This is a genomic window from Sphingobacterium detergens, assembly GCF_003610355.1.
Lineage (GTDB): Bacteria > Bacteroidota > Bacteroidia > Sphingobacteriales > Sphingobacteriaceae > Sphingobacterium > Sphingobacterium detergens.
Genome location: NZ_RAPY01000001.1, coordinates 614,381 through 634,082, shown reverse-complemented (window position 1 = coordinate 634,082; position 19,702 = coordinate 614,381). Strand labels below are relative to the sequence as shown.

19 protein-coding genes and 1 tRNA gene are annotated in these 19,702 nt (G+C 38.7%); 14 read left to right on the top strand and 6 right to left on the bottom strand.

What is annotated here, in order from left to right; genetic code table 11:
- Window positions 1-20: 20 nt before the first annotated feature.
- Both DFQ12_RS02755 and DFQ12_RS02750 read right to left on the bottom strand, forming a co-directional pair.
- A complete protein-coding gene (locus DFQ12_RS02755; protein WP_120257497.1) occupies window positions 21-2,393 on the bottom strand; it encodes an endonuclease MutS2 in 2,373 nt (790 codons plus the stop codon).
- Window positions 2,394-2,413: 20 nt separating this feature from the next.
- Window positions 2,414-3,172: a DUF4296 domain-containing protein gene (locus tag DFQ12_RS02750; protein ID WP_120257496.1), complete on the bottom strand. Its 759-nt coding sequence runs from the start codon at window positions 3,170-3,172 to the stop codon at window positions 2,414-2,416.
- Between the two features lie 72 nt (window positions 3,173-3,244).
- Between DFQ12_RS02750 and DFQ12_RS02745 the strand changes: the two genes are divergently transcribed.
- From DFQ12_RS02745 to DFQ12_RS02695, 11 genes are all read left to right on the top strand, one after another.
- A complete protein-coding gene (locus DFQ12_RS02745; RefSeq protein ID WP_120257495.1) occupies window positions 3,245-3,937 on the top strand; it encodes a YggS family pyridoxal phosphate-dependent enzyme in 693 nt (230 codons plus the stop codon).
- Window positions 3,930-4,382: a GNAT family N-acetyltransferase gene (locus tag DFQ12_RS02740; RefSeq protein WP_120257494.1), complete on the top strand. Its 453-nt coding sequence runs from the start codon at window positions 3,930-3,932 to the stop codon at window positions 4,380-4,382. The genes DFQ12_RS02745 and DFQ12_RS02740 overlap by 8 nt, the downstream gene beginning before the upstream one ends.
- A 144-nt stretch (window positions 4,383-4,526) precedes the next feature.
- Window positions 4,527-5,198, top strand: a complete 672-nt coding sequence (locus DFQ12_RS02735; RefSeq protein WP_167457180.1) for a DUF3298 and DUF4163 domain-containing protein — start codon at window positions 4,527-4,529, stop codon at window positions 5,196-5,198.
- Between the two features lie 25 nt (window positions 5,199-5,223).
- Complete coding sequence (locus tag DFQ12_RS02730) at window positions 5,224-6,486, top strand: aspartate kinase (protein WP_120257492.1); 1,263 nt, start codon at window positions 5,224-5,226, stop codon at window positions 6,484-6,486.
- A complete protein-coding gene (locus DFQ12_RS02725; RefSeq protein WP_120257491.1) occupies window positions 6,487-7,674 on the top strand; it encodes a THUMP-like domain-containing protein in 1,188 nt (395 codons plus the stop codon).
- A gap of 46 nt (window positions 7,675-7,720) precedes the next feature.
- Window positions 7,721-8,710: an LLM class flavin-dependent oxidoreductase gene (locus tag DFQ12_RS02720; RefSeq protein ID WP_120257490.1), complete on the top strand. Its 990-nt coding sequence runs from the start codon at window positions 7,721-7,723 to the stop codon at window positions 8,708-8,710.
- Window positions 8,711-8,770: 60 nt separating this feature from the next.
- Window positions 8,771-9,580, top strand: a complete 810-nt coding sequence (locus tag DFQ12_RS02715; RefSeq protein ID WP_120257489.1) for a hypothetical protein — start codon at window positions 8,771-8,773, stop codon at window positions 9,578-9,580.
- Between the two features lie 3 nt (window positions 9,581-9,583).
- Window positions 9,584-10,246 carry a DUF1345 domain-containing protein gene (locus tag DFQ12_RS02710; RefSeq protein WP_341867851.1) on the top strand — a complete coding sequence of 221 codons (663 nt, stop codon included), beginning with the start codon at window positions 9,584-9,586 and terminating at the stop codon, window positions 10,244-10,246.
- 43 nt (window positions 10,247-10,289) lie between these two features.
- Window positions 10,290-10,682, top strand: a complete 393-nt coding sequence (locus DFQ12_RS02705) for a hypothetical protein (RefSeq protein ID WP_120257488.1) — start codon at window positions 10,290-10,292, stop codon at window positions 10,680-10,682.
- 90 nt (window positions 10,683-10,772) lie between these two features.
- Window positions 10,773-11,192, top strand: coding sequence for a c-type cytochrome (locus DFQ12_RS02700; protein WP_120257487.1), 420 nt, complete (start codon window positions 10,773-10,775; stop codon window positions 11,190-11,192).
- A gap of 421 nt (window positions 11,193-11,613) precedes the next feature.
- Complete coding sequence (locus DFQ12_RS02695; RefSeq protein ID WP_120257486.1) at window positions 11,614-12,198, top strand: pyridoxine/pyridoxamine 5'-phosphate oxidase; 585 nt, start codon at window positions 11,614-11,616, stop codon at window positions 12,196-12,198.
- Between the two features lie 146 nt (window positions 12,199-12,344).
- On the opposite strand, the gene DFQ12_RS02690 is transcribed toward DFQ12_RS02695, so the two are convergent.
- A tRNA-Leu gene (locus tag DFQ12_RS02690) sits at window positions 12,345-12,424 on the bottom strand.
- 182 nt (window positions 12,425-12,606) lie between these two features.
- Here DFQ12_RS02690 and DFQ12_RS02685 point away from each other — a divergent pair.
- Window positions 12,607-13,569 (top strand): aldo/keto reductase, encoded by a 963-nt coding sequence (locus tag DFQ12_RS02685; RefSeq protein ID WP_120257485.1) that lies wholly within the window; start codon window positions 12,607-12,609, stop codon window positions 13,567-13,569.
- A 230-nt stretch (window positions 13,570-13,799) separates the two neighbouring features.
- On the opposite strand, the gene coaD is transcribed toward DFQ12_RS02685, so the two are convergent.
- The 3 genes from coaD to DFQ12_RS02670 are packed head-to-tail and all read right to left on the bottom strand — an operon-like array spanning window position 13,800 to window position 15,614.
- The gene (gene coaD / locus DFQ12_RS02680; protein WP_120257484.1) at window positions 13,800-14,285 is read right to left on the bottom strand and encodes a pantetheine-phosphate adenylyltransferase; all 486 of its coding nucleotides are present in this window, start codon (window positions 14,283-14,285) and stop codon (window positions 13,800-13,802) included.
- A gap of 1 nt (window position 14,286) precedes the next feature.
- On the bottom strand, window positions 14,287-14,826 hold the full coding sequence (gene rsmD, locus DFQ12_RS02675; protein WP_120257483.1) for a 16S rRNA (guanine(966)-N(2))-methyltransferase RsmD: 540 nt from the start codon (window positions 14,824-14,826) through the stop codon (window positions 14,287-14,289).
- Window positions 14,817-15,614, bottom strand: coding sequence for a DUF3822 family protein (locus DFQ12_RS02670; protein WP_120257482.1), 798 nt, complete (start codon window positions 15,612-15,614; stop codon window positions 14,817-14,819). The genes rsmD and DFQ12_RS02670 overlap by 10 nt, the downstream gene beginning before the upstream one ends.
- Window positions 15,615-15,699: 85 nt before the next feature.
- Between DFQ12_RS02670 and DFQ12_RS02665 the strand changes: the two genes are divergently transcribed.
- Together DFQ12_RS02665 and DFQ12_RS02660 are read left to right on the top strand one after the other, a co-directional pair.
- A complete protein-coding gene (locus DFQ12_RS02665) occupies window positions 15,700-17,124 on the top strand; it encodes an ATP-dependent DNA helicase (RefSeq protein ID WP_120257481.1) in 1,425 nt (474 codons plus the stop codon).
- 89 nt (window positions 17,125-17,213) lie between these two features.
- Window positions 17,214-19,700 (top strand): S9 family peptidase, encoded by a 2,487-nt coding sequence (locus DFQ12_RS02660; protein WP_120257480.1) that lies wholly within the window; start codon window positions 17,214-17,216, stop codon window positions 19,698-19,700.
- Window positions 19,701-19,702: the final 2 nt, after the last annotated feature.

The window sequence follows — 19,702 nt, the reverse complement described above, 5'->3', positions numbered from 1 at the left end:
ATGTGCGAGTTCTTTTATTGCTATAAATAAGCGTAAGTTATTCCGTCTCCACCGCGGTCTTGATGTTCATCTTCAAACCGACTGACATGGCTGTATTTACGCAAGTAATCCCGAATGAATTTTCGTAAAATGCCGTCTCCTTTACCGTGGATAATTTTTAAAGATGGGTAGCCTACCATAACAGCCCTATCCAGTACTTTCTCCAATTCATTCAACGCATCTTCGGTGCGCATCCCTCTGAGGTCAAGTTCCGGATTAAAATCTGCGACAGTACCCGCAGACAATGATTTAGACAAGCTTTTTGCTGATTTCTTATTCTCTCGTCCTTCGAGCTTAATGACATTCTTTCGCTTCTGTACTGTTCTCAATTCTCCCATAGCAAGAATCAAATTGTTTTTGGCAATTTCAACAACCTGTGCTTCAGCACCATTATCAATAATCTGTACCCAGTCACCTATACTCAATTCGGAGGATTCCGTTACTTTTTCTTTAATGACATGCTTCACTGTTTGCTCTTTCGGCAAAACAGCTTTCAAAGCTTGATCCAGATTGCTGCGCAATTCACGGGTTTTCTCCTTATCAGCTTTCGCTGATTTGATCTGTGCAACCGTATTTTCGATTAATTTATTGGAGTTTCTGATGATTTCCTGAGCCTCCTCTTTGGCTTTTTTCAGGATAACCCGCTTATTTTCTTCAAGATAACCTTGTAATTCCAAGTACTCCGATTTAAGCGTTTCAAGTTCTTTCTCTCTTTTGTTGATGGCAACTTTCGTGTCAAACACCTCTTTCTTCTCCCGTTCAAGATCGATCAACAAGGTATCTACCTTTTTCTGTTGTACACCGATTTTCCCTTTGGCGGCCTCTAGAATATCCTTGCCTAAGCCGATTTTCTGTGCAATTTCGAAGGCATAAGAGCTTCCAGGTTTACCGATCTGGAGAATATACATTGGATGCATCTCGCGGTTATCGAACAACATGGAAGCATTCTCCAGCCCCGTTGTATTGCTCGCAAATACCTTTAAGTTTGAGTAATGGGTTGTTACAACGCCTCTAATCTGCTTTTTATTCAACGATTCCAATACGGCTTCGGCAATAGGTCCGCCAAATAGAGGGTCTGTTCCGGTTCCGAATTCATCAATGAGTACCAAGGTGCGTCCATTGGCAAATTCCGTAAAATACTTCATTTTCGACAAGTGTGCACTGTAGGTACTGAGGTCACTCTCAATAGATTGATCGTCACCAATATCAGCAAATATTTGCTTGAATACACCTACTTTCGTCGTCGGCTCAGCTGGGATCAATAGACCTGATTGCACCATGATCTGCAGCAAGCCCACTGTCTTCATACATACTGACTTACCACCGGCATTTGGTCCAGAGACAACAATAACACGTTGCAACTGGTCGATTTGTATATTTAATGGAACTACAGTGCCTTTATGATTTTCGTTAAGTATGAGCAATGGATGACGCGCATTGATGAGATTGATCTCCGCCTCTTTGGACAATTCAGGCATCTCGGCCTCAATATCCAAGGCAAACAATGCTTTGGCTCTAACAAAATCAACCTTGGTCAATAAGCCATGATAGGATAACAATAAAGGGAGATGCGGGCGCACTTTATCTGTGAGGTCCACAAGAATTCGGATGACCTCCCTCCTGCGTTCAAATTCAAGATCTCTAATTTTATTGTTCAGCTGAAATACTTCTTCTGGCTCAATATAAGCCGTTTGTCCTGTCGCAGACTCGTCATGAATCAATCCTTTAAGCTTTCTTTTATTTTCAGCCAAGATCGGAATACATAGACGTCCATCCCGTACAGTCAAATTGCCATCCGCAGTCCAGCCACTGTCCTGAGCATTTTTGAAGATACTATTTATACGTTTGAGCGCATCTTGTTCTGCCCGTTGTATTTGTTGAGTGATTTCGAGCAATAAGCGTGAAGCATTATTTTTGAGTTTTCCTCGCTCGTCAATCACTATTTCAATATCACGGATGATTCCCTTCTCGATAGGTAAATGCTCAAATAGCACTTCCAAATTCGGATAAAGGCCCTCTCTTTCGTTAAAATAGCGAATGATGGCATAAACAGTTTTCAAGGACAACAGGACACGAAAAAATTCTTCTTCAAGTAGAAAAGCACCTTCCACCCTCGCTTTTTCAATAATGGATTTTAGAGGAAAAAAATTCTCGACTGGAAATGCTCCATCATTGACAAGAAGATCTTTGAATTCACTTGTCTGTCTCAAAAAACGATCTATCTGATCAAAGCGAGTTTGTGGCTGAATTTTTTCGACCAGCTCACGGCCCGATTCACTCAGGCATTTTTGTTTTATTTTATCTTTTATCTCGGAAAAGCCGAGTTTATCTATCGCATTTAATGGATATACCATAAAATTATATTCTTTGATGGTTAAAGTTTTGATACAGGCTTCAATGCCTGTGGTGGAGTAAGAATAGGTTTTTCAAGTCTTTGCTCCATTTGTTTTGGTAACGTTGCTGTGTCCTTTGCCGAAACGCCAGGTGTTGTTGCTGGGGACGCAGGATTTCCAGAGGAAGTAGGTGGCTGTGATCCAGCTGGAGTAATTGAACTACCATTAGTTAGCTGGTTCATTAAATAGCTGTCCAAGCTAACACCTGTTTTCTGTTGGAAATTTTTGTTAAACAACGAAGACGCTTCTTTAAAACTGAATTTCTCCTTACTTGGTTTGTAGTGGATAAGCGCAGCAATACGTTCTTGATACTGTTGCTGTTGTCGCATCACACGACTTGTACTATCCTGAATCCTTGCATTGACAATCGAATCCCTTGTTCGGATAGAATCTTGTTTTTTACGTTCGATATCCGTATAAAACTTATTCTCCTTCGTCAAATTATCTTCCACTTTCTTATAAATGGATGACATGACCTCAGCATCTTTACCGTAATAGTCCAGGTTCTTTTTAAAAGAAACGGAATCCAGTCCGTATTTATCAAAAGTCACCTGGTACAAAGGCACCATCACTTTGCGTGCACTATCAATGGGCAAAATATTGAGATATGAATCTGTCAATTGGATTTCTGTCAAAGCATTTACAAATTTGCTTTGTGAGATAATATCCTTCTCCTCTGGTCTGACACAGGAACCAAATAAAAAAATCACCGCAAGTAGATTCAGTATTAATCGTAGCATTTCGTAGTTTTGTACAAATTTACAAAAAGCACCGACATTTGGCACTTTTTACATCATCAAACTATATCGGAAATGAGTATTGCGAGTAATTTAGAAGCTTTAAGATTGGAAACCGAAGCAAAGGGCGTTCAGCTTGTAGCAGTTTCAAAGACAAAGTCCAATTCAGAAATCATGGAAGCCTATGAGGCTGGACAACGTATTTTTGGCGAAAATCATGTTCAAGAATTAATTGAGAAAGCGGAGCTTTTACCCAAAGATATTCAATGGCATATGATCGGACACCTACAGACGAACAAAGTAAAATATATTGCGCCATTTATTAGTCTAATTGCTTCTATTGACTCCCTAAAACTGCTAAAAGAAGTTAATAAACATGCGATAAAAGCGAATCGTAACATCGATTGTTTATTGCAAGTATATATTGCTGACGAGGATACCAAATTCGGTTTGGATCATGCCGAATTGATCGAGCTGCTTCGTGATGAAGAATTCCTGGAACTAAAAAATATCCGAATTTGTGGGCTAATGGGGATTGCGTCCAATACAGACAATGAAAAGGTGATCAAAGCAGAGTTCTACGAACTAAAGATGTTATTTGATGGAGTTAAAGCCAGCTTCTACCGTAAAGACGACTATTTTAATATCCTTTCTATGGGGATGTCATCGGACTATAAATTAGCAATTGAAGAAGGATCTACCATGGTCCGTATTGGAAGTACAATCTTTGGTAAAAGAGTAATTAAACATTATAAAAACAATGACTAAACCAATTATACGCGCAGCAATTAAATCAGATTGCCCACAAATGTTTGAGCTAATCAAAGAATTGGCTATCTATGAGAAAGCACCGGATGAGGTGACCGTTTCTCTCGCGGAGTTTGAAGAAGCTGGATTTGGACATAACCCTATTTGGGGTGCATTTGTAGCGGAAGTTGGCGACGAAATTGTTGGAATTTCATTATATTACGTCAGATACTCCACCTGGAAAGGAAGAAGGCTTTATCTGGAAGATTTAATCGTCACCGAAAAAATGCGTGGACTGGGAATGGGCAAACAACTCTTTGACAGAACACTGGCTTACGGCAAAGAATGCGGTTATCATGGCATGGTATGGCAAGTTTTGGACTGGAACGAGTCGGCCATAAAATTCTACGAGCGGTATAAAGCTGATTTTGATTCAGAGTGGATTAATGTATCAATCACATATTAAATTAGAGGGGAAGCAATCAATTCAATGCGGTTTTATCTTTTTTTGAAAATTTTATTTATAGGTAGCTTGTTGTATTCATGTCAAAACAAAAGTGCCACACCTTCTCTTGCGAAAACAGGAGATACGCTCTCATATCATAAAAAAATGGTTGATGAGCATAGTAATTATTTTCTAAAAGGAGATGATCAGTTGGATACCACATACTTTCGGGCAAGCTACCCTGTATTCGATGAAGTAAAAATCAATGATCTTGTTTCATCTATTGTTCATCTTGAAGGGGATACAAGCATGGAGGAAGCTGCTCATCGTTTTATCAGTGCTTACAATGAATATGTGGATGATAACAACGGCAAATCTACTGCAACTTGGAATCGCGATCTTCAGGTAGATGTAGTAGCTAACACACCGGTCTATCTTGCTTTACGAACGAAACAGGAAGAATATACTGGTGGAGCTCATGGCGACCATGTAACGTTATATTCAAACTTTGATAGGCAGTCTAATCGTTCTATCACGATTGACGATATTATTCGCAAAGAAGATAAAGGCAGATTTACAACAATAGCCGAACAATGCTTTCGTAAACAAGAAGGGTTAAATAAGGATGATTCCTTAAATGGAAAGTATTTTTTTGAAGAGGGCAAGTTTTCACTCGCAGATAATTTTACGTTTGAAAAAAACGAATTATTATTCTACTATAATATCTATGAAATTAAATCCTATGCGGAAGGTAGTACAGAATTACGCATCCCTTACACCGCTATTAAAGATCTAATGTCAGAAAAAGGATTACATTATATCAATAGTATCAATTAGCAATCAACTAAACTCAATAAAATAAATGCAGGTTTTTAAATTTGGAGGTGCATCAGTAAAGGATGCGGAAAGTGTCAGAAATTCAGCAAAGATTATTTCGAAATACAAAGGTGAAGCTTTGTTGGTCGTTATATCTGCCATGGGTAAGACGACAAACCTTCTGGAGAAATTGACCAGAGAATATTATAACAATACAGGGGTGCAGCTTCAAACCCTTGAAGATGCCAAAGCATTCCATTTTCAAATTCTTCAGGACCTATTTCCTGATGGTGAGCACCCAATATTCGATGAAATTGCCAATTGTTTCGTCGAGATCGAATGGATTTTGGAAGAGGATCCGCAGGATTCCTATGACTATCTATTTGACCAAATTGTATCCATGGGTGAATTGATATCGACTAAAATTGTCGCTGCCTATGTTGCCTTTATTGGTGAAAAAGTTAAATGGTTAGATGCCCGTGATTATATTTTAACAGATAACACCTACCGAGAGGCTGTAGTTGACTGGAACAAAACAGAAGAAAAAATCCGTGCTGAACTTCCATCCATATTGGACGAATACATTGTCATTACACAGGGTTTTCTAGGATCTACATCTGAGAATTTCACAACGACATTGGGTCGTGAAGGATCTGATTATTCTGCAGCGATATTTGCGTCTTGTTTAAATGCCGAAAATGTAACAATCTGGAAAGACGTCCCGGGTGTACTCAATGCTGATCCTAAATGGTTTGAAAAAACTGAATTGATCCCTGAGCTATCTTATACGGATGCGATCGAACTGACCTATTATGGTGCGACCGTAATTCACCCGAAAACGATCAAACCACTGCAGAATAAGAAAATTGCCTTAAATGTGCGTTCTTTTGTTGATCCGGAGTCTCCCGGAACGATAATTCGAAGTACAAATCAGACATTACCGGTTCCCTCGTTTATATTTAAAGTAAATCAGATTTTTATTTCCATTTCGCCCAGGGATTTTTCTTTCATCGTGGAAGATAACCTCAGAGACATCTTTAATCTATTCCATGAACATCGTATCAAAATAAATATGATGCACAACACAGCGATCAATTTTACGGTCTCCGTGGATGACACTGGAAAGAATCTAGTGGATTTAATTAACGATCTTGAACAACGATTTAAAGTTACCTATGAGTCTGGTCTTGAATTAATCACGATCCGTTATTATAACCAAGAAACGATCGATCGTGTTCTGGTTGATAAAGAGGTGATCAGTGAATTAAAAGATAGATATACGTGCCAGCTTCTTGTTAAGAAAATATAAATGAATAGATTGATTCTTCAAAAGGAGGTACAGCTGTTTTTGGAAAAAAACCTGAGCGAGTCTCCTACTAAAATAGCTTTAAAGAAATCTCCTTTTGAAGGAATATCGTCTTCTGAATTAGCTGCACAACTCGATGGTAAGCAGCGTACACGGATTAAAATACCTTTTTGGGCAGGGACTCCAGGAGTCTATTTTCCTGCTAAACTAAATCTAGAACAGTGTTCATCAGAAAAAACAGCATTATTCAAAAGTTCCCTTATTAAGGAAGGTACAAATTTAGTTGATGCGACAAGCGGTTTTGGTGTCGACAGCTTTTATTTTTCAAGGCAGGCAAAGCAAGTGATTTCATGTGAACTCAATCCTGATCTTGCACAAATTTCTGCATATAATGCCAGGATATTGTCTGCCACAAATATTGAGGTTATTGCCACAAATGGTGTAGATTACATACTTAACAATCCACAGGCGCATTTTGATTATATCTATCTGGATCCTTCGCGTAGAGTTCAAAATAAGAAAGTATTTTTACTGGACGAATGTGAACCCAATTTGGTGGCTCTGCAAAACGATTTTTTCGAACGATCAGATGTCATTATCAGCAAGCTTGCGCCATTATTGGATATCTCCTCAGCATTGAGTATGTTAGTCCATGTAAAGGATGTTTATGTCGTTTCCTTGCAAAATGATTGTAAAGAACTTATTTTTTTTCAAGAGAAAGGATATATAGGCGAACCTGTCATTCATGCTGTCCGACTGGTCAAAGAGGAACAACAGATCATCTCTTTTACTTATGAGGAGGAACGCGCTACCCTTGTCGATTATAGTGCACCTCTATCCTATCTTTATGAGCCGGATGTTGCCCTGACCAAAGCCGGTGCGTTTAAAACAATCGTTGATCGGTTTGATGTAAAAAAACTACACAAAAGCACCCATTTATATACATCGGATCAGAAAATCCCTGATTTTCCGGGCAAAATATTTGTGATAAAGCAGGTTGAATCTTTCACAGAATTTAAGAAAAGGAAAAGCCCTCTAATTGCGGATATTATCGCCAAAAATTTTCCATTAAAAACGGAGGAGATAAAAAAGAAGTTTAAGATCAAAGATTCCGGTGACACCTTCAGCTTCTTCACGACAACATTGAATGATCAGCTGATTGTCATACATACACAGCGAATCCTAGAATAGACAATTTTATTACAATTGTCCTATTTCTTCTCCGTAATTTTAATGCATGGATAAAATCGTATTATCAGCATTAGATTTAGCTCCTGTCAAAAAGGGAGAAAATGCAGCTAGTGCTATCGCTCGCAGTGTAAAAGTTGCACAACATATCGAAAAACTAGATTTTAAAAGAATCTGGGTAGCTGAACACCATAATATGGAGTATATCGCAAGTTCGGCAACCTCACTACTTATACAACATATTGCTTCAAATACTGATCGGATCAGAGTAGGTTCGGGTGGTATCATGTTGCCTAATCATGCTCCCCTAGTGATTGCCGAACAATTTGGCACACTGGAAACGTTATTTCCCGGTCGAATTGATCTTGGCTTAGGTCGCGCACCAGGTACCGATCAATTAACAGCAATGGCCTTGCGAAGAAATAATATGAATACTGCCTTTCAGTTTCCGCAGGAGGTCAAAGATCTCCAGCGTTATTTCAGCACCGATAATTATGATGCAAAAGTACGGGCATTCCCCGGTGAAGGACTGGAAATCCCTCTTTATATTCTGGGTTCTAGTACGGATAGCGCTTATTTAGCGGCTAGTTTAGGACTTCCCTACGCCTTTGCGACACATTTTGCGCCGGCTCAATTTGCCTCAGCAAGCATGATCTATCATCAAAACTTTGTACCATCGGAGGTATTGGATAAACCTTATTTTATTTCTTGTGTCAATGTTATTGCTGCAGACAGCACAGAAGAGGCTGAGTTTTTGTCAACCAGCTTCTATAATTTATTTGCTGGTATAGTAACCAATACAAGGAGACCATTGTCTCCTCCGACGGAAGAGGTGATTTATAAAGGCATTCCGGCCATCGAACAAGCTGTACACAGCATGGCATCCTGCGTTTTTGTGGGAGATAAAAATAAGATCACCCCAGAGATAGAAAAATTTGTCAAAGATCATAAAGTCGATGAAATTATGGCGACCTCGTATATCTTTGATGATGAAAAATGCCTGAAATCATTTTCCTTACTTAAGGAAGCTCTCTCCTAACAAAGCTAAAGGGTTTATATATTGTGAATTTTTATATATTTAAATAAAAATTCACAATATATGAACAGCTATTCTGCTTTGACCTTATTGTTTGGGCTATTATTCATCCAAGCTTGTCACAGTCCCACAACAAAAAAAGATGATACCCCAATAGATTCGGTTGCCACAAAAGATAGCTCATCTTTGATGTCGAAAGACAGTACAGACTTGTTACTTTCGGCAGCGGCCGATAGTTCAAAGGGGCAGATTTTTTTGGTTCGCAGTTATCGCATCTGGGAAAAAGAGGATCCAACCGCTGTATTGAATAAGGATTGGTTTGATCTTTATGAACGCGAGGGGAAATATTATCTGGAGAAAGTCGACTATGAAATTAAGGATAGTTATGATGAATGTGCTCAGGTTCCGTCAAAAAGTGTCGAGTCTAAAAGGAACTCGCTTTTATTTCTGAATATAAAGGGATTAAAACCGGGCGCCGTGGAAAATATGAAGATAAACCATTCGGAAATCTGGCCCAAGGAATCTGTAGATTATAATTTTAAAAAACAACGAATTGTCCTTAAAGGATTGGGAGACATCAAATCCACTGAAGTGCAGACGGATGAAAAGGGACATGAAAAACTATTTCACGAAGTCGCACATTACAAGCTCAATGCCGCCTTTGGGGGAGCTAAAGAAATAACTTTATTTCAAAAAGATCAATATGATCATATATTTATGTCTACACAGTTTGTTGGTGACATAGATCGTGATGGTCAGTTGGATTTTATCTTTTCCAATCCGAGTCACTACGAGGAAGAAGCATTGCTCTTGTTTCTTTCCAACGGCGGAAAACCGTTGATTTTTGAGGCGAGCGAACAGTTCGATTGTTAATTTATGATCATGGAAAAAATAAGGACAATACTGCATCAAATGAAGTCCATTCACCGGGCTCTAATCGCAATTTGTGTTTTTATACTTGTGTATATCTTTTCCCCGATTAAAACCTTCACATTGTTAAGTCTGGTTTTATGTTGGCTTGGCTTTTGTATTTCCTATATATTGGTTTCCTGGTATACGTTTTACACCATGCCGGTGACCACAATCGCTAAGAAAGCACAACAGGAAGACGGTAGCCGACTTTTTGTATCCCTATTTATAATATTAGTTACGGTTAGCTGCTTTATTTCTGTACTGATGATCATTATATCGACTAAGGATAAACAGCTTGATAATTCATTTATTATCATTATCTGTATGCTTGCTATACTTGCTTCGTGGTGTCTGGTTCATACCATCTACACATTCCATTATGCACGTTTATATTATGAAAATGGTTCCAAGGGCAGTGGATTGGAATTCCCAGGGGACGACAAACCGGACTATTTGGATTTTACCTATTTTTCTTTTGTCATGGGCTGTACATTTCAAGTGTCTGATGTGGGTATTTCATCGAAAAAGATCAGACGTGTTGCGTTGTTTCACGGTCTCCTCTCCTTTGTACTCAACACATTCGTGGTGGCATTGACTATCAATATCATTTCCGGTTTGATAAATTGAGTTTTTAATCTAAAAACCGTATTTTAGCACAAAATTTACACATATGAAGTTGTTCAAACCATTAGTCGTACTCATTTTATGCCTTATCACTTTTTTTTCGTGTAAGAAGAATGAAAATACGGATGGTGAAGGATCTGCTGGAATTACCGGAAGTTATATTGGCAGGGTTCAATTTGAGGGCAATTCATTGTCTGTTGATCGATCCAATAGATTGATCCGTATTCTAGGTGATGGAACCGCAAATTCCTATAAGATTGAGTTTTTTACCGGTGTGCCAAATATTACAGGAGTTCGCTTTAACCAAATTAATGATAGTACTTGGGTCTCAAACGATACTGTAAAACTAAAAGATGTTAGAATTCAGGGAAAACTGCTGACGATTAATTACCAATTAAACAGCCAATCCTGGATTGTAAATGAAGCCCTACGTAAATAATAATCAATCTAAATTGTCATAATAACTTCATTTTTCGTTGCTAAAGTATTTTCTTATCGCTATATTTAGTCAAGCATAAGGAAAAGAGAAATGAAACACATCAAAAAAATTGGAGCAATTGCTTCTGTATTTGCTATAGCCATCGCCTTGAGTGCATTTAACTTCCAACAGGAAAACCCTCAGGAAGAACCTAAACCAACTAATTTAAAGGTCTTACCAAAGAATATCTCGCATGATGAGTTGATCTCAACAATGAAAGAGTTTAATGTCGCATTAGGTGTAAAATGTGGCTTTTGTCATGCTCCTTCAAAAGAGGATCCTAAAAAGCTGGATTTTGCGAGTGATGAGAACCATAAAAAGGAAATTGGCCGAGCAATGATCAAGATGACCCAAAAGATTAACAAAAAATATTTTAACCGCAGTTGGGATAGCTCTCCTGCCAAAGCAATTTCCTGCAAAACTTGTCATGGAGGCAAAGAAGAACCAGAAATGGTCATAGCGAAAAACTAATCAAACTATATATTTATGTAACACCATAGGGCTTCTCTTATGGTGTTTTTTATTGCCTATTCTTTGCTTATTTGTTGCTGTTTCTTTGCTTATTTATTGGCGTTTGTTTGGTTATTCTTTGCCGTTTCTAGGCTAATTCTTCGAGACTTCTTCGGGCTTTCTAGGGACTTTCCTTGGGTTTCGTTTGTTATTTCTTTACTGTTTCTTTGCTATTTCTTTGGTATAATGGTAATAAAATAGGCTTCAAACGGCAAAGAAACAGCAAGGCAAGTCGTATGTTGACCCAAACCCTGTGGCAAAAATTCCCCAATAGATGGCATTAAAGTAAATTTCCGGATTTTACAAAACTGTACCCCTTTTTATCCGCTACTCTGTAGCTACTATCGTTATCGCAAATTCTATAGTTTTGTATATTTATGATATGGAAACTTTAAACAATAATCCGTTTGAGCTATTTGAGACGTGGTATACTGAGTATCGACAATTAACTCAATCCACGCTACCAGCATCTTGCTGTCTCTCTACAAAGGGCTTAGACAATTATCCAAATGCACGATTTGTAGCGTTAAAGCACTTCGATGAAAAAGGATTTATTGTCACAGGTTCAGTCGCTTCACGAAAAGGAAAGGAAATTGAACACTCGCAGCACGTTGCTTTAACCTTTTGGTGGGATGAAACAGGGCGACAAATCCGGATACAGGGAGATGCCGAGGCAATTGACGATCAGGAAGCAGATCAATTTTTTAGGGAACGTAGCAGAGATAGCCAGATCGTTTCCTATGTAAGTGAACAGGGGGCTTTACTTATAGACCACGAAAGCATGATTGACACCTATGAGGAATTAAATCAGGCTGGGGTGTCTATTCAAAGGCCTATGCACTGGTCTGGCTATAGAATCAAGCCCATCCGTATAGAATTTTTGCAATTTAGCACACAGCGTTTTCATGACAGAACATTGTTTGAACGCTCCACATCAGGATGGAAAGCAACAAAATTACAACCATAACAGAAACACCATGAAGTTAGAGATACAGAATTCTCTATTTATAGCGTAATGAAACGATAGAATGATTGCCTCAAGAATCCGATATGATCCGTACTGGCTGTGACAAACAAAAAAAGGCTTTCCAAATTGAAAAGCCTTTTTTATTGTACCCGGAGCCGGAGTCGAACCGGCACGGTTTCCCACTGGTGTTTGAGACCAGCGCGTCTACCAATTCCGCCATCCGGGCATATCCGTTTGGGATGATGCAAAAGTAAGGAAAGTTTTTATTTTTCCAAACTATCTCCCGTTTCTTTTCCTAAACTACCTGAAAATGAATTAGAAATTTTTTATAAAACGATTTACAATGCCTCTCCAAAGGCTTAACTGGCATTTTTTTCTTAATTTTAAGCTGGAAATATTAGGCAAATCATGGAAAAGGTAAAGTTAGGAAATAGTGAAATTGAATTTAAACCGATCGTTTTTGGTGGAAATGTATTTGGTTGGACTATTGATGAGCAACAGTCATTTGCTCTTTTAGATGCATTTGTCGATATGGGCTTTAGTTTTATAGACACATCTAACAACTACTCCCATTGGGTGCCCGGTCACACAGGATCAGAATCCGAATCCATTATTGGTAAATGGATCAGTAAACGGGATGTGCGGGATAAAATTCAGATTGCAACGAAAGTGGGCGGACGTCGGCTCGGCAATGACAAACCCAATTTGAAAAAAGAACATATTATCAAGTCTGTGGACGAATCACTCATGAGATTGCAAATAGACACAATAGATCTTTATCAGTCCCATCACGATGACCTTTCAACAGCCATAGATGAAACGCTTGAGGCTTACCAGCAATTGGTCCATGCCGGTAAAGTAAAATGGATTGGAGCGTCTAATTTAAGCCCTGAACGCCTAAAGGAATCATTAGTTGTCGCAGAGAAGCATAATCTCCCTGCCTATATTGCTATCCAGCCCGAGTATAATTTGCACGACCGTTCAAAATATGAGAAAGATTATGAGCAACTCGCGCTCGAAAATCACTTGGGTGTAATCACCTATTACTCTCTTGCAAGCGGATTTCTCTCAGGCAAGTATAGATCGATAGATGACATTAAAGATGCAAAACGATCTGACGCCTTAAAAGGCAGATTTGATACCCGCGGGCTTCGTATTCTGGACGCTTTAGCTCAAGTAGCACACAATCACCAAGTCGCTATGCCAACAATTGCACTTGCTTGGATTCTTCATCGACCTTCTGTCACTGCTCCCATTGTAAGTGCTACCTCCTTGCAACAACTTGAGGAACTAACTAGGGCAACCAAAATAAATTTGTCAACAGAAGAAATGTCCCTATTAAATACAGCGAGTGCATATGAAGAAAATTGACTTTGAAACAACAACAAAACATTGATATAAAGGCTTTTAAAATAAAATTAAATACTAATCAGAATATTATTTGGCAAGTATGCTTCTAAAAAGGTTTTACACCTGACCCCTATAGCAAAGACATACTTTACATATAACACCATAATAAGCTGTGCTTCAATACAAAAAATATCCCAACAAAATAATATTTTGTTGGGATATTTTGTATTTCGCACTGGTAAATTGAGCGATTAGTGCTTTGGCGATCTCTTCTCGTCCAATAAGGCTAGAACTTCTACAGGCACCATCTCGCTAACATCTCCCCCGTTAAACCAGACATCTCGCACAATAGTTGACGATATATGGGCCTTCCCAGATCTACTCATCAAAAAATAACTTTCGACTATGGGGTTTAGCAACAAGTTATTTTGAGCGATCGCATTTTCAAATTCAAAATCTCCCGTATTTCGCAAACCTCGCAATATAAACTTCGCACCAACGTTCAGACAGAAATCTACTGTCAAACCACTATACTTCACAGCTTCAATCGCCTCAGTACCTCGAAAAACATCCTGTATAGCATTGACTCGCTCGTCATGGTCTAACATACCTTTTTTACTTGCATTATAACCTACGGCAATAATGATTTTATCAAATAATGGCAACGCCCTTTCAACCAGATCCTGATGGGCTAAGGTAAAAGGATCAAATGAGCCTGGAAAGACAGCAATTTTCATATTATAGGGATTTTGCGTAGAATGAAAAAGATGAATAACCGTATTTTCTGGTTTCTATAAAATTCGGATGTTCCTCCATTTGCCTTGTAGAAGGATGTTCGACAATAAGAAGCCCATTATTATTCAATAGATTGTTATCAAAAACCAATTTTGGCAATTGGGGCAGTTTTGGAATATCGTAAGGCGGATCTGCAAAAATTAAATCATAGGTACTTTTGCAGCTTGTAATAAATTTGAAAACATCTCCTTTCCGTGCATTGATCTGTTCCAGCTTCATTTTTTTAGCAGTGTCCGTAATGTATTGTACACATTTAAAATGTAAATCGACAGAATCAACATGCTCCACCCCCCGAGATGCTAGCTCAAAGCTAATATTTCCGGTTCCTGCAAAAAGATCAAGGCAATTTAAGCCATCAAATTCCAAACGATTCTGCAGAATATTAAACAAGGCTTCTTTAGCGATATCTGTGGTTGGTCTAACCGGCAAATTGGTTGGTGGATTCAGCCTTAAGCCACCAATTTTACCTCCTATTATTCGCATAATATTGAATCAAATAATATGTTGTATGGTGTCAAGTTACTATTCACGTCCTGATCAGCCAAGACAACCTTTGTTTTTAAATCCAATACTTCGATATCTCCGGCATAGGACGTTATGCGCTTATAAAAGGATTCGTTGGGAACTTCACCAGAAAGTAGAACTTTATCGATAGAATCGCCCAAGCCAAATTGTGTTAATATGTTCAATATGTAATAACTAACATCATCAAGATTATGAATTTCAAAGCTGTTGTAAAGTTGAAAAACACCATTCTTGAACAAATAAAAGTCGACAATGTTATCAGCTACAAAGTGTAACCCCAATACACTACCCCGAATAGATATACGCTCTTGTGCACGATCCAACACAACGGCAAATTCAGGAAGAATAACAGCATCCGGAAACAACCTGCGCCAGCGATTTAAAAGAAGCTTATCAAATTGATACAAAGCCACCAAACCAAGATTATCTAAATAATAAATAAATGTATTTTCAAGATCTGATGTACCCAAAAATTGTAAATATTGCGCAATATTATCCTTCTGAAAAACCTCCTTTGGTATAAATGTAAAGCTTTGATGTGGGATCACAATCCGAACGAATCGAAATGGCAGGCTCATTATTCTTGTCGCATCTAAAATTGGCTCCTCCGAGGAATATTCGATCAATATAGGTGCTACTGACTTCTTATCAACTACCGCTAATACATCTTTCTGGAAGCCAGCCTTTACCAAAAGATTATACTCAGGTAAGTAATGAATGTTAAATTGTTTTGAAATATAATTCATTCGCTGAATTGTAAAAATAAAAACTTGTTAAAGCAAAAATAGCTTTTTCTAGAGGATAAGACAAACCTTTTAAATAACTTTGGGAGTGTTCATCAAAAATCTGCTAATACAACAATTTCCCTGGCAACCAACCGCGCAGCAGTTGGAAGCATTCGAGCTATTGGAAGAATTTCTGCTTGCTTTTGACAGGCAGTCTTGTTTTGTCCTCAAAGGCTATGCCGGAACCGGTAAAACAACATTAATTGCGGCATTGGTCAAAGTATTGCCTGCATTGAAAAAAAGAGCCGTGCTCCTAGCGCCAACCGGTAGAGCGGCTAAAGTGATGAGTTATTATTCCGGACGAAAGGCACTGACCATCCACAAGAAGATCTATCGGAAAAAATCCGCCATTTCCTTTCAACTAGACTTTACTTTAGCGGAGAATTTGCACGAAGATACTTTATTTATCATAGATGAAGCCTCTATGATTTCCAATGAATCCGTGAATGTATTTTCAAAAAGCCTTTTAAATGACCTCTTTCGCTATGTACAATCTGGCAAGAATTGTAGCCTCTTATTTGTCGGTGATACCGCTCAGTTGCCACCGGTTGGTTTATTGGACAGCCCGGCATTGAACCCTGGCTATCTTGAAAATGAATTTCACCTATGCGTCTATCCTTTTGAACTAACCACGGTAGTACGGCAGTCCCAAGATTCGGGCATACTGTACAATGCGACCAAAATACGAAATGAGATCATATCGGCTGAGGAAGGGCAACATGACTTCCCATTTCCAAAATTCATAACAAAAGGATTTAAAGATCTTTATAGAATGACAGGTGAACGATTAATAGAGGGAATAAATTATGCCTATGATAAATATGGCGTAGAAAACACCATGATCATATGCCGTTCGAACCGTTCAGCAAACTTATATAATCAGAACATCCGCAACAGGATTCTTTTTAGGGACGAAGAACTAACAGGTGGAGACTATATCATGGTTGTGAAGAACAACTACTTCTGGCTACAGGAAAACAACATGGGCGATGGTTTTATCGCAAATGGTGATATGGCCAAAGTCCGGAAGGTGAGCAATATCCACGAGCAACATGGCTATAGATTTGCCGACGTTACACTGGAATTTATGGATATTGATGAAATCGAACCGATCACTTGTCGCGTTATTTTAGATAGTCTCTATACAGAAGGTCCCAACCTTTCCTATGAAAGTCAGAAGAATCTGTACGAAGAGATCGGTATGGATTATGCAGATATATTAGACAGGAAAGATCGGCTTGAAGCTATTAAAAAGGATCCCTATTACAATGCCCTGCAAATTAAATTTGCATTTGCAATCACCTGTCACAAAGCCCAGGGCGGACAATGGCCTATTGTATTTGTCGATCAGGGTTATATTAACGATGAAATGCTCGATCTTGAGTTTCTTCGCTGGCTATATACTGGTGTTACTCGAGCCACACAGGAACTTTTTTTGGTAAACTTTAATGAAAACTTCTATCCATCATAGTATTATTACACGAATCATTCGTATGACTGTACAATAATGAATATTTTAGTGGTCAAAACCAAGATTACACAATTATCTATATTTATTTAATGCATAAGTTCTATTTTATTTTTGCAGCCAGTCTATTACCCTATTTCGGCTCCGGACAGCAGATTCAAGAACCTCCGGTAAAAGCGAATTATCAGTTGGCCGCCAAATTTTCACCAGAGAAATTAAAAAAAATGATTTTCTCTACAAGCATCAAACCAAATTGGATCAATTTTTCGGATCGCTTCTGGTATGATTACACAAGTTCACAAGGTAAAAACTGGTATATCGTCAATCCAGCACTTAAAAAGAAAGAGACCCTTTTTGACAGCGAGAGCGTAGCCGCTCAAATAACCAAGATTGTTAAAAATCCTGTTGATGCACAACACCTGGAATTACAGGGCCTGAGATTCACCAAAGATGAAAAAAAGATCAGATTTCAGATCCAGAGTACCAAAGACACGGTGAAGTCTAAAGATGAGATCGAAAAACTTAAAAACAAATCAGATACAACAAAGAAAAAGCTTTTTTATCTAGAATATGATTTTGCTTCAAAGACAGTAACTGAAATCAGCGATTCTACTAAGGTTAAAGCACCACTAGCTTGGGCAAGTTTTTCACCCGACACCAATACCGTCTACTTCGCCAAAGACTTTAATCTGTATTGGATGGACAAAGCCAACTATCTCAAAGCGGTCAAGAATGAGAAAGATAGCACCATTGTTGAGCACCAGATTACCAAAGACGGTGTGCAATACTATGCTTGGGGTGGTGATGAATATAGCACAACCACAGGTGACGAAAAGGATAAAGATAGTGAAACGAAACGTAAGCGTGTATGGATCAGCTGGTCACCAGACGGTCGCTATTTTACCCTGACAAGAAAAGATAACAGATCATTAAAACCTTTGTGGGTGATCAATAATGTCGGTTCTGCTCGCCCTACCCTGGAAACTTATAAATACCAAATGCCAGGTGAGGTTGACTCGACCGAAACTGAATTCTATATCTTTGAAGCAGCAACAAAGGCACCACGCAGGATAAATATCGCAGCTTTTAAAAACCAAACTATCTCCAACTGGACCAAAACGCCAGACAGAAATTCATACAAAGAGGATTATTACATTAACTACTGGCTAGGAAATAACGAAGAGTTCTATATCTCCCGTTCCAGCCGTGATTTAAAAAGAATAGACTTGTTGAAGGTGAATGTGAATGGAGCGGTCAATCCTATTATTCAGGAACGTTCAAACGTCTATCTTGATGTTCAAAAACCACTCCTGACCGAAAATGGGAAACGTTTGGTTCATTGGTCCGAAAGAGATGGATGGGGACATTACTACCACTACGATACCAACGGTAAACTGATTAACCAAATTACCAAGGGAAGTTTTCATTGTGAGGAAATTACTGGGATAGATCCGACAACTCAGACTTTGTTTTTTACAGCATCCGGTCGTGAGAAAAATGAAGATCCTTACTACCTTCACCATTATAGTGTCAATCTCAACGGCAATGGAATTAAACTGCTGAACGCAGGAAACTTTGATCATCAAATTGAGATGAGCGAATCCTCCAAGTATTTTGTCAACAACTCCTCAAGAGTAAATACAACACCAGAATCTGTATTATTGAATAGCAATGGACAGAAGGTCATGACACTTGAAAAGGCAGATCTTTCGTTACTATTTGCCGCAGGTTATAAATTCCCTGAACCTTTTAAAGTAAAGGCTGGCGACGGCACCACAGATCTCTATGGTGTCATGTACAAACCTTTTGATTTTGATAGTACGAGGACCTATCCTATCGTAGAATATGTCTATCCAGGCCCACAGACAGAAGCTGTCAATAAATCTTTTGGACGGAGCATGGATCGGATAGATCGATTGGCCCAATTTGGCTTTATCGTTGTTACCGTGGGGAATCGAGGCGGACATCCATCCCGTTCACAATGGTACCATACCTATGGCTATGGCAATCTACGTGATTATGGATTGGAAGACAAAAAGGTGACAGCGGAGCAACTTGCTGACCGTTATAAATTTATTGACGTCAATCGTGTGGGTATAACAGGGCACTCTGGAGGTGGATTTATGTCAACTGCAGCAATGCTTGTTTATCCTGATTTCTTTAAAGTAGCAGTATCGGGAGCCGGCAACCATGAAAATCAAATCTACAACCGCTGGTGGAGCGAACGCCACCATGGTGTGACAGAAAAGGTGTCGGCAAAAGGTGATACGACTTTTTCATACCAGATCAACAAGAACACCGAATTAGCCAAAAATCTAAAAGGAAGATTATTGATTGCCACCGGCGATATAGACAACAATGTTCACCCAGCAAATTCGATCCGGATGGTCGATGCATTGATCAAAGCTAATAAACGATTCGACTTCCTGCTCTTACCAGGACAAAGGCATGGATTTGGTGATATGACGGAATATTTCTTCTGGAAAATGGGCGACTATTTCAGCCAATATCTCTTGGGGGATTCCAAAATGAATGAAGTCGATATGACCGAAATGAATAGAGAAAAACCTCAAAAATAATA

Bases quoted from the DNA above. Each gene is read 5' to 3' on its own strand.
- DFQ12_RS02755 (WP_120257497.1), bottom strand. From the start codon at position 2,393: ATGGTATATCCATTAAATGCGATAGATAAACTCGGCTTTTCCGAGATA.
- DFQ12_RS02750 (WP_120257496.1), bottom strand. From the start codon at position 3,172: ATGCTACGATTAATACTGAATCTACTTGCGGTGATTTTTTTATTTGGT.
- DFQ12_RS02745 (WP_120257495.1), top strand. From the start codon at position 3,245: ATGAGTATTGCGAGTAATTTAGAAGCTTTAAGATTGGAAACCGAAGCA.
- DFQ12_RS02740 (WP_120257494.1), top strand. From the start codon at position 3,930: ATGACTAAACCAATTATACGCGCAGCAATTAAATCAGATTGCCCACAA.
- DFQ12_RS02735 (WP_167457180.1), top strand. From the start codon at position 4,527: ATGGTTGATGAGCATAGTAATTATTTTCTAAAAGGAGATGATCAGTTG.
- DFQ12_RS02730 (WP_120257492.1), top strand. From the start codon at position 5,224: ATGCAGGTTTTTAAATTTGGAGGTGCATCAGTAAAGGATGCGGAAAGT.
- DFQ12_RS02725 (WP_120257491.1), top strand. From the start codon at position 6,487: ATGAATAGATTGATTCTTCAAAAGGAGGTACAGCTGTTTTTGGAAAAA.
- DFQ12_RS02720 (WP_120257490.1), top strand. From the start codon at position 7,721: ATGGATAAAATCGTATTATCAGCATTAGATTTAGCTCCTGTCAAAAAG.
- DFQ12_RS02715 (WP_120257489.1), top strand. From the start codon at position 8,771: ATGAACAGCTATTCTGCTTTGACCTTATTGTTTGGGCTATTATTCATC.
- DFQ12_RS02710 (WP_341867851.1), top strand. From the start codon at position 9,584: ATGATCATGGAAAAAATAAGGACAATACTGCATCAAATGAAGTCCATT.
- DFQ12_RS02705 (WP_120257488.1), top strand. From the start codon at position 10,290: ATGAAGTTGTTCAAACCATTAGTCGTACTCATTTTATGCCTTATCACT.
- DFQ12_RS02700 (WP_120257487.1), top strand. From the start codon at position 10,773: ATGAAACACATCAAAAAAATTGGAGCAATTGCTTCTGTATTTGCTATA.
- DFQ12_RS02695 (WP_120257486.1), top strand. From the start codon at position 11,614: ATGGAAACTTTAAACAATAATCCGTTTGAGCTATTTGAGACGTGGTAT.
- DFQ12_RS02685 (WP_120257485.1), top strand. From the start codon at position 12,607: ATGGAAAAGGTAAAGTTAGGAAATAGTGAAATTGAATTTAAACCGATC.
- coaD (WP_120257484.1), bottom strand. From the start codon at position 14,285: ATGAAAATTGCTGTCTTTCCAGGCTCATTTGATCCTTTTACCTTAGCC.
- rsmD (WP_120257483.1), bottom strand. From the start codon at position 14,826: ATGCGAATAATAGGAGGTAAAATTGGTGGCTTAAGGCTGAATCCACCA.
- DFQ12_RS02670 (WP_120257482.1), bottom strand. From the start codon at position 15,614: ATGAATTATATTTCAAAACAATTTAACATTCATTACTTACCTGAGTAT.
- DFQ12_RS02660 (WP_120257480.1), top strand. From the start codon at position 17,214: ATGCATAAGTTCTATTTTATTTTTGCAGCCAGTCTATTACCCTATTTC.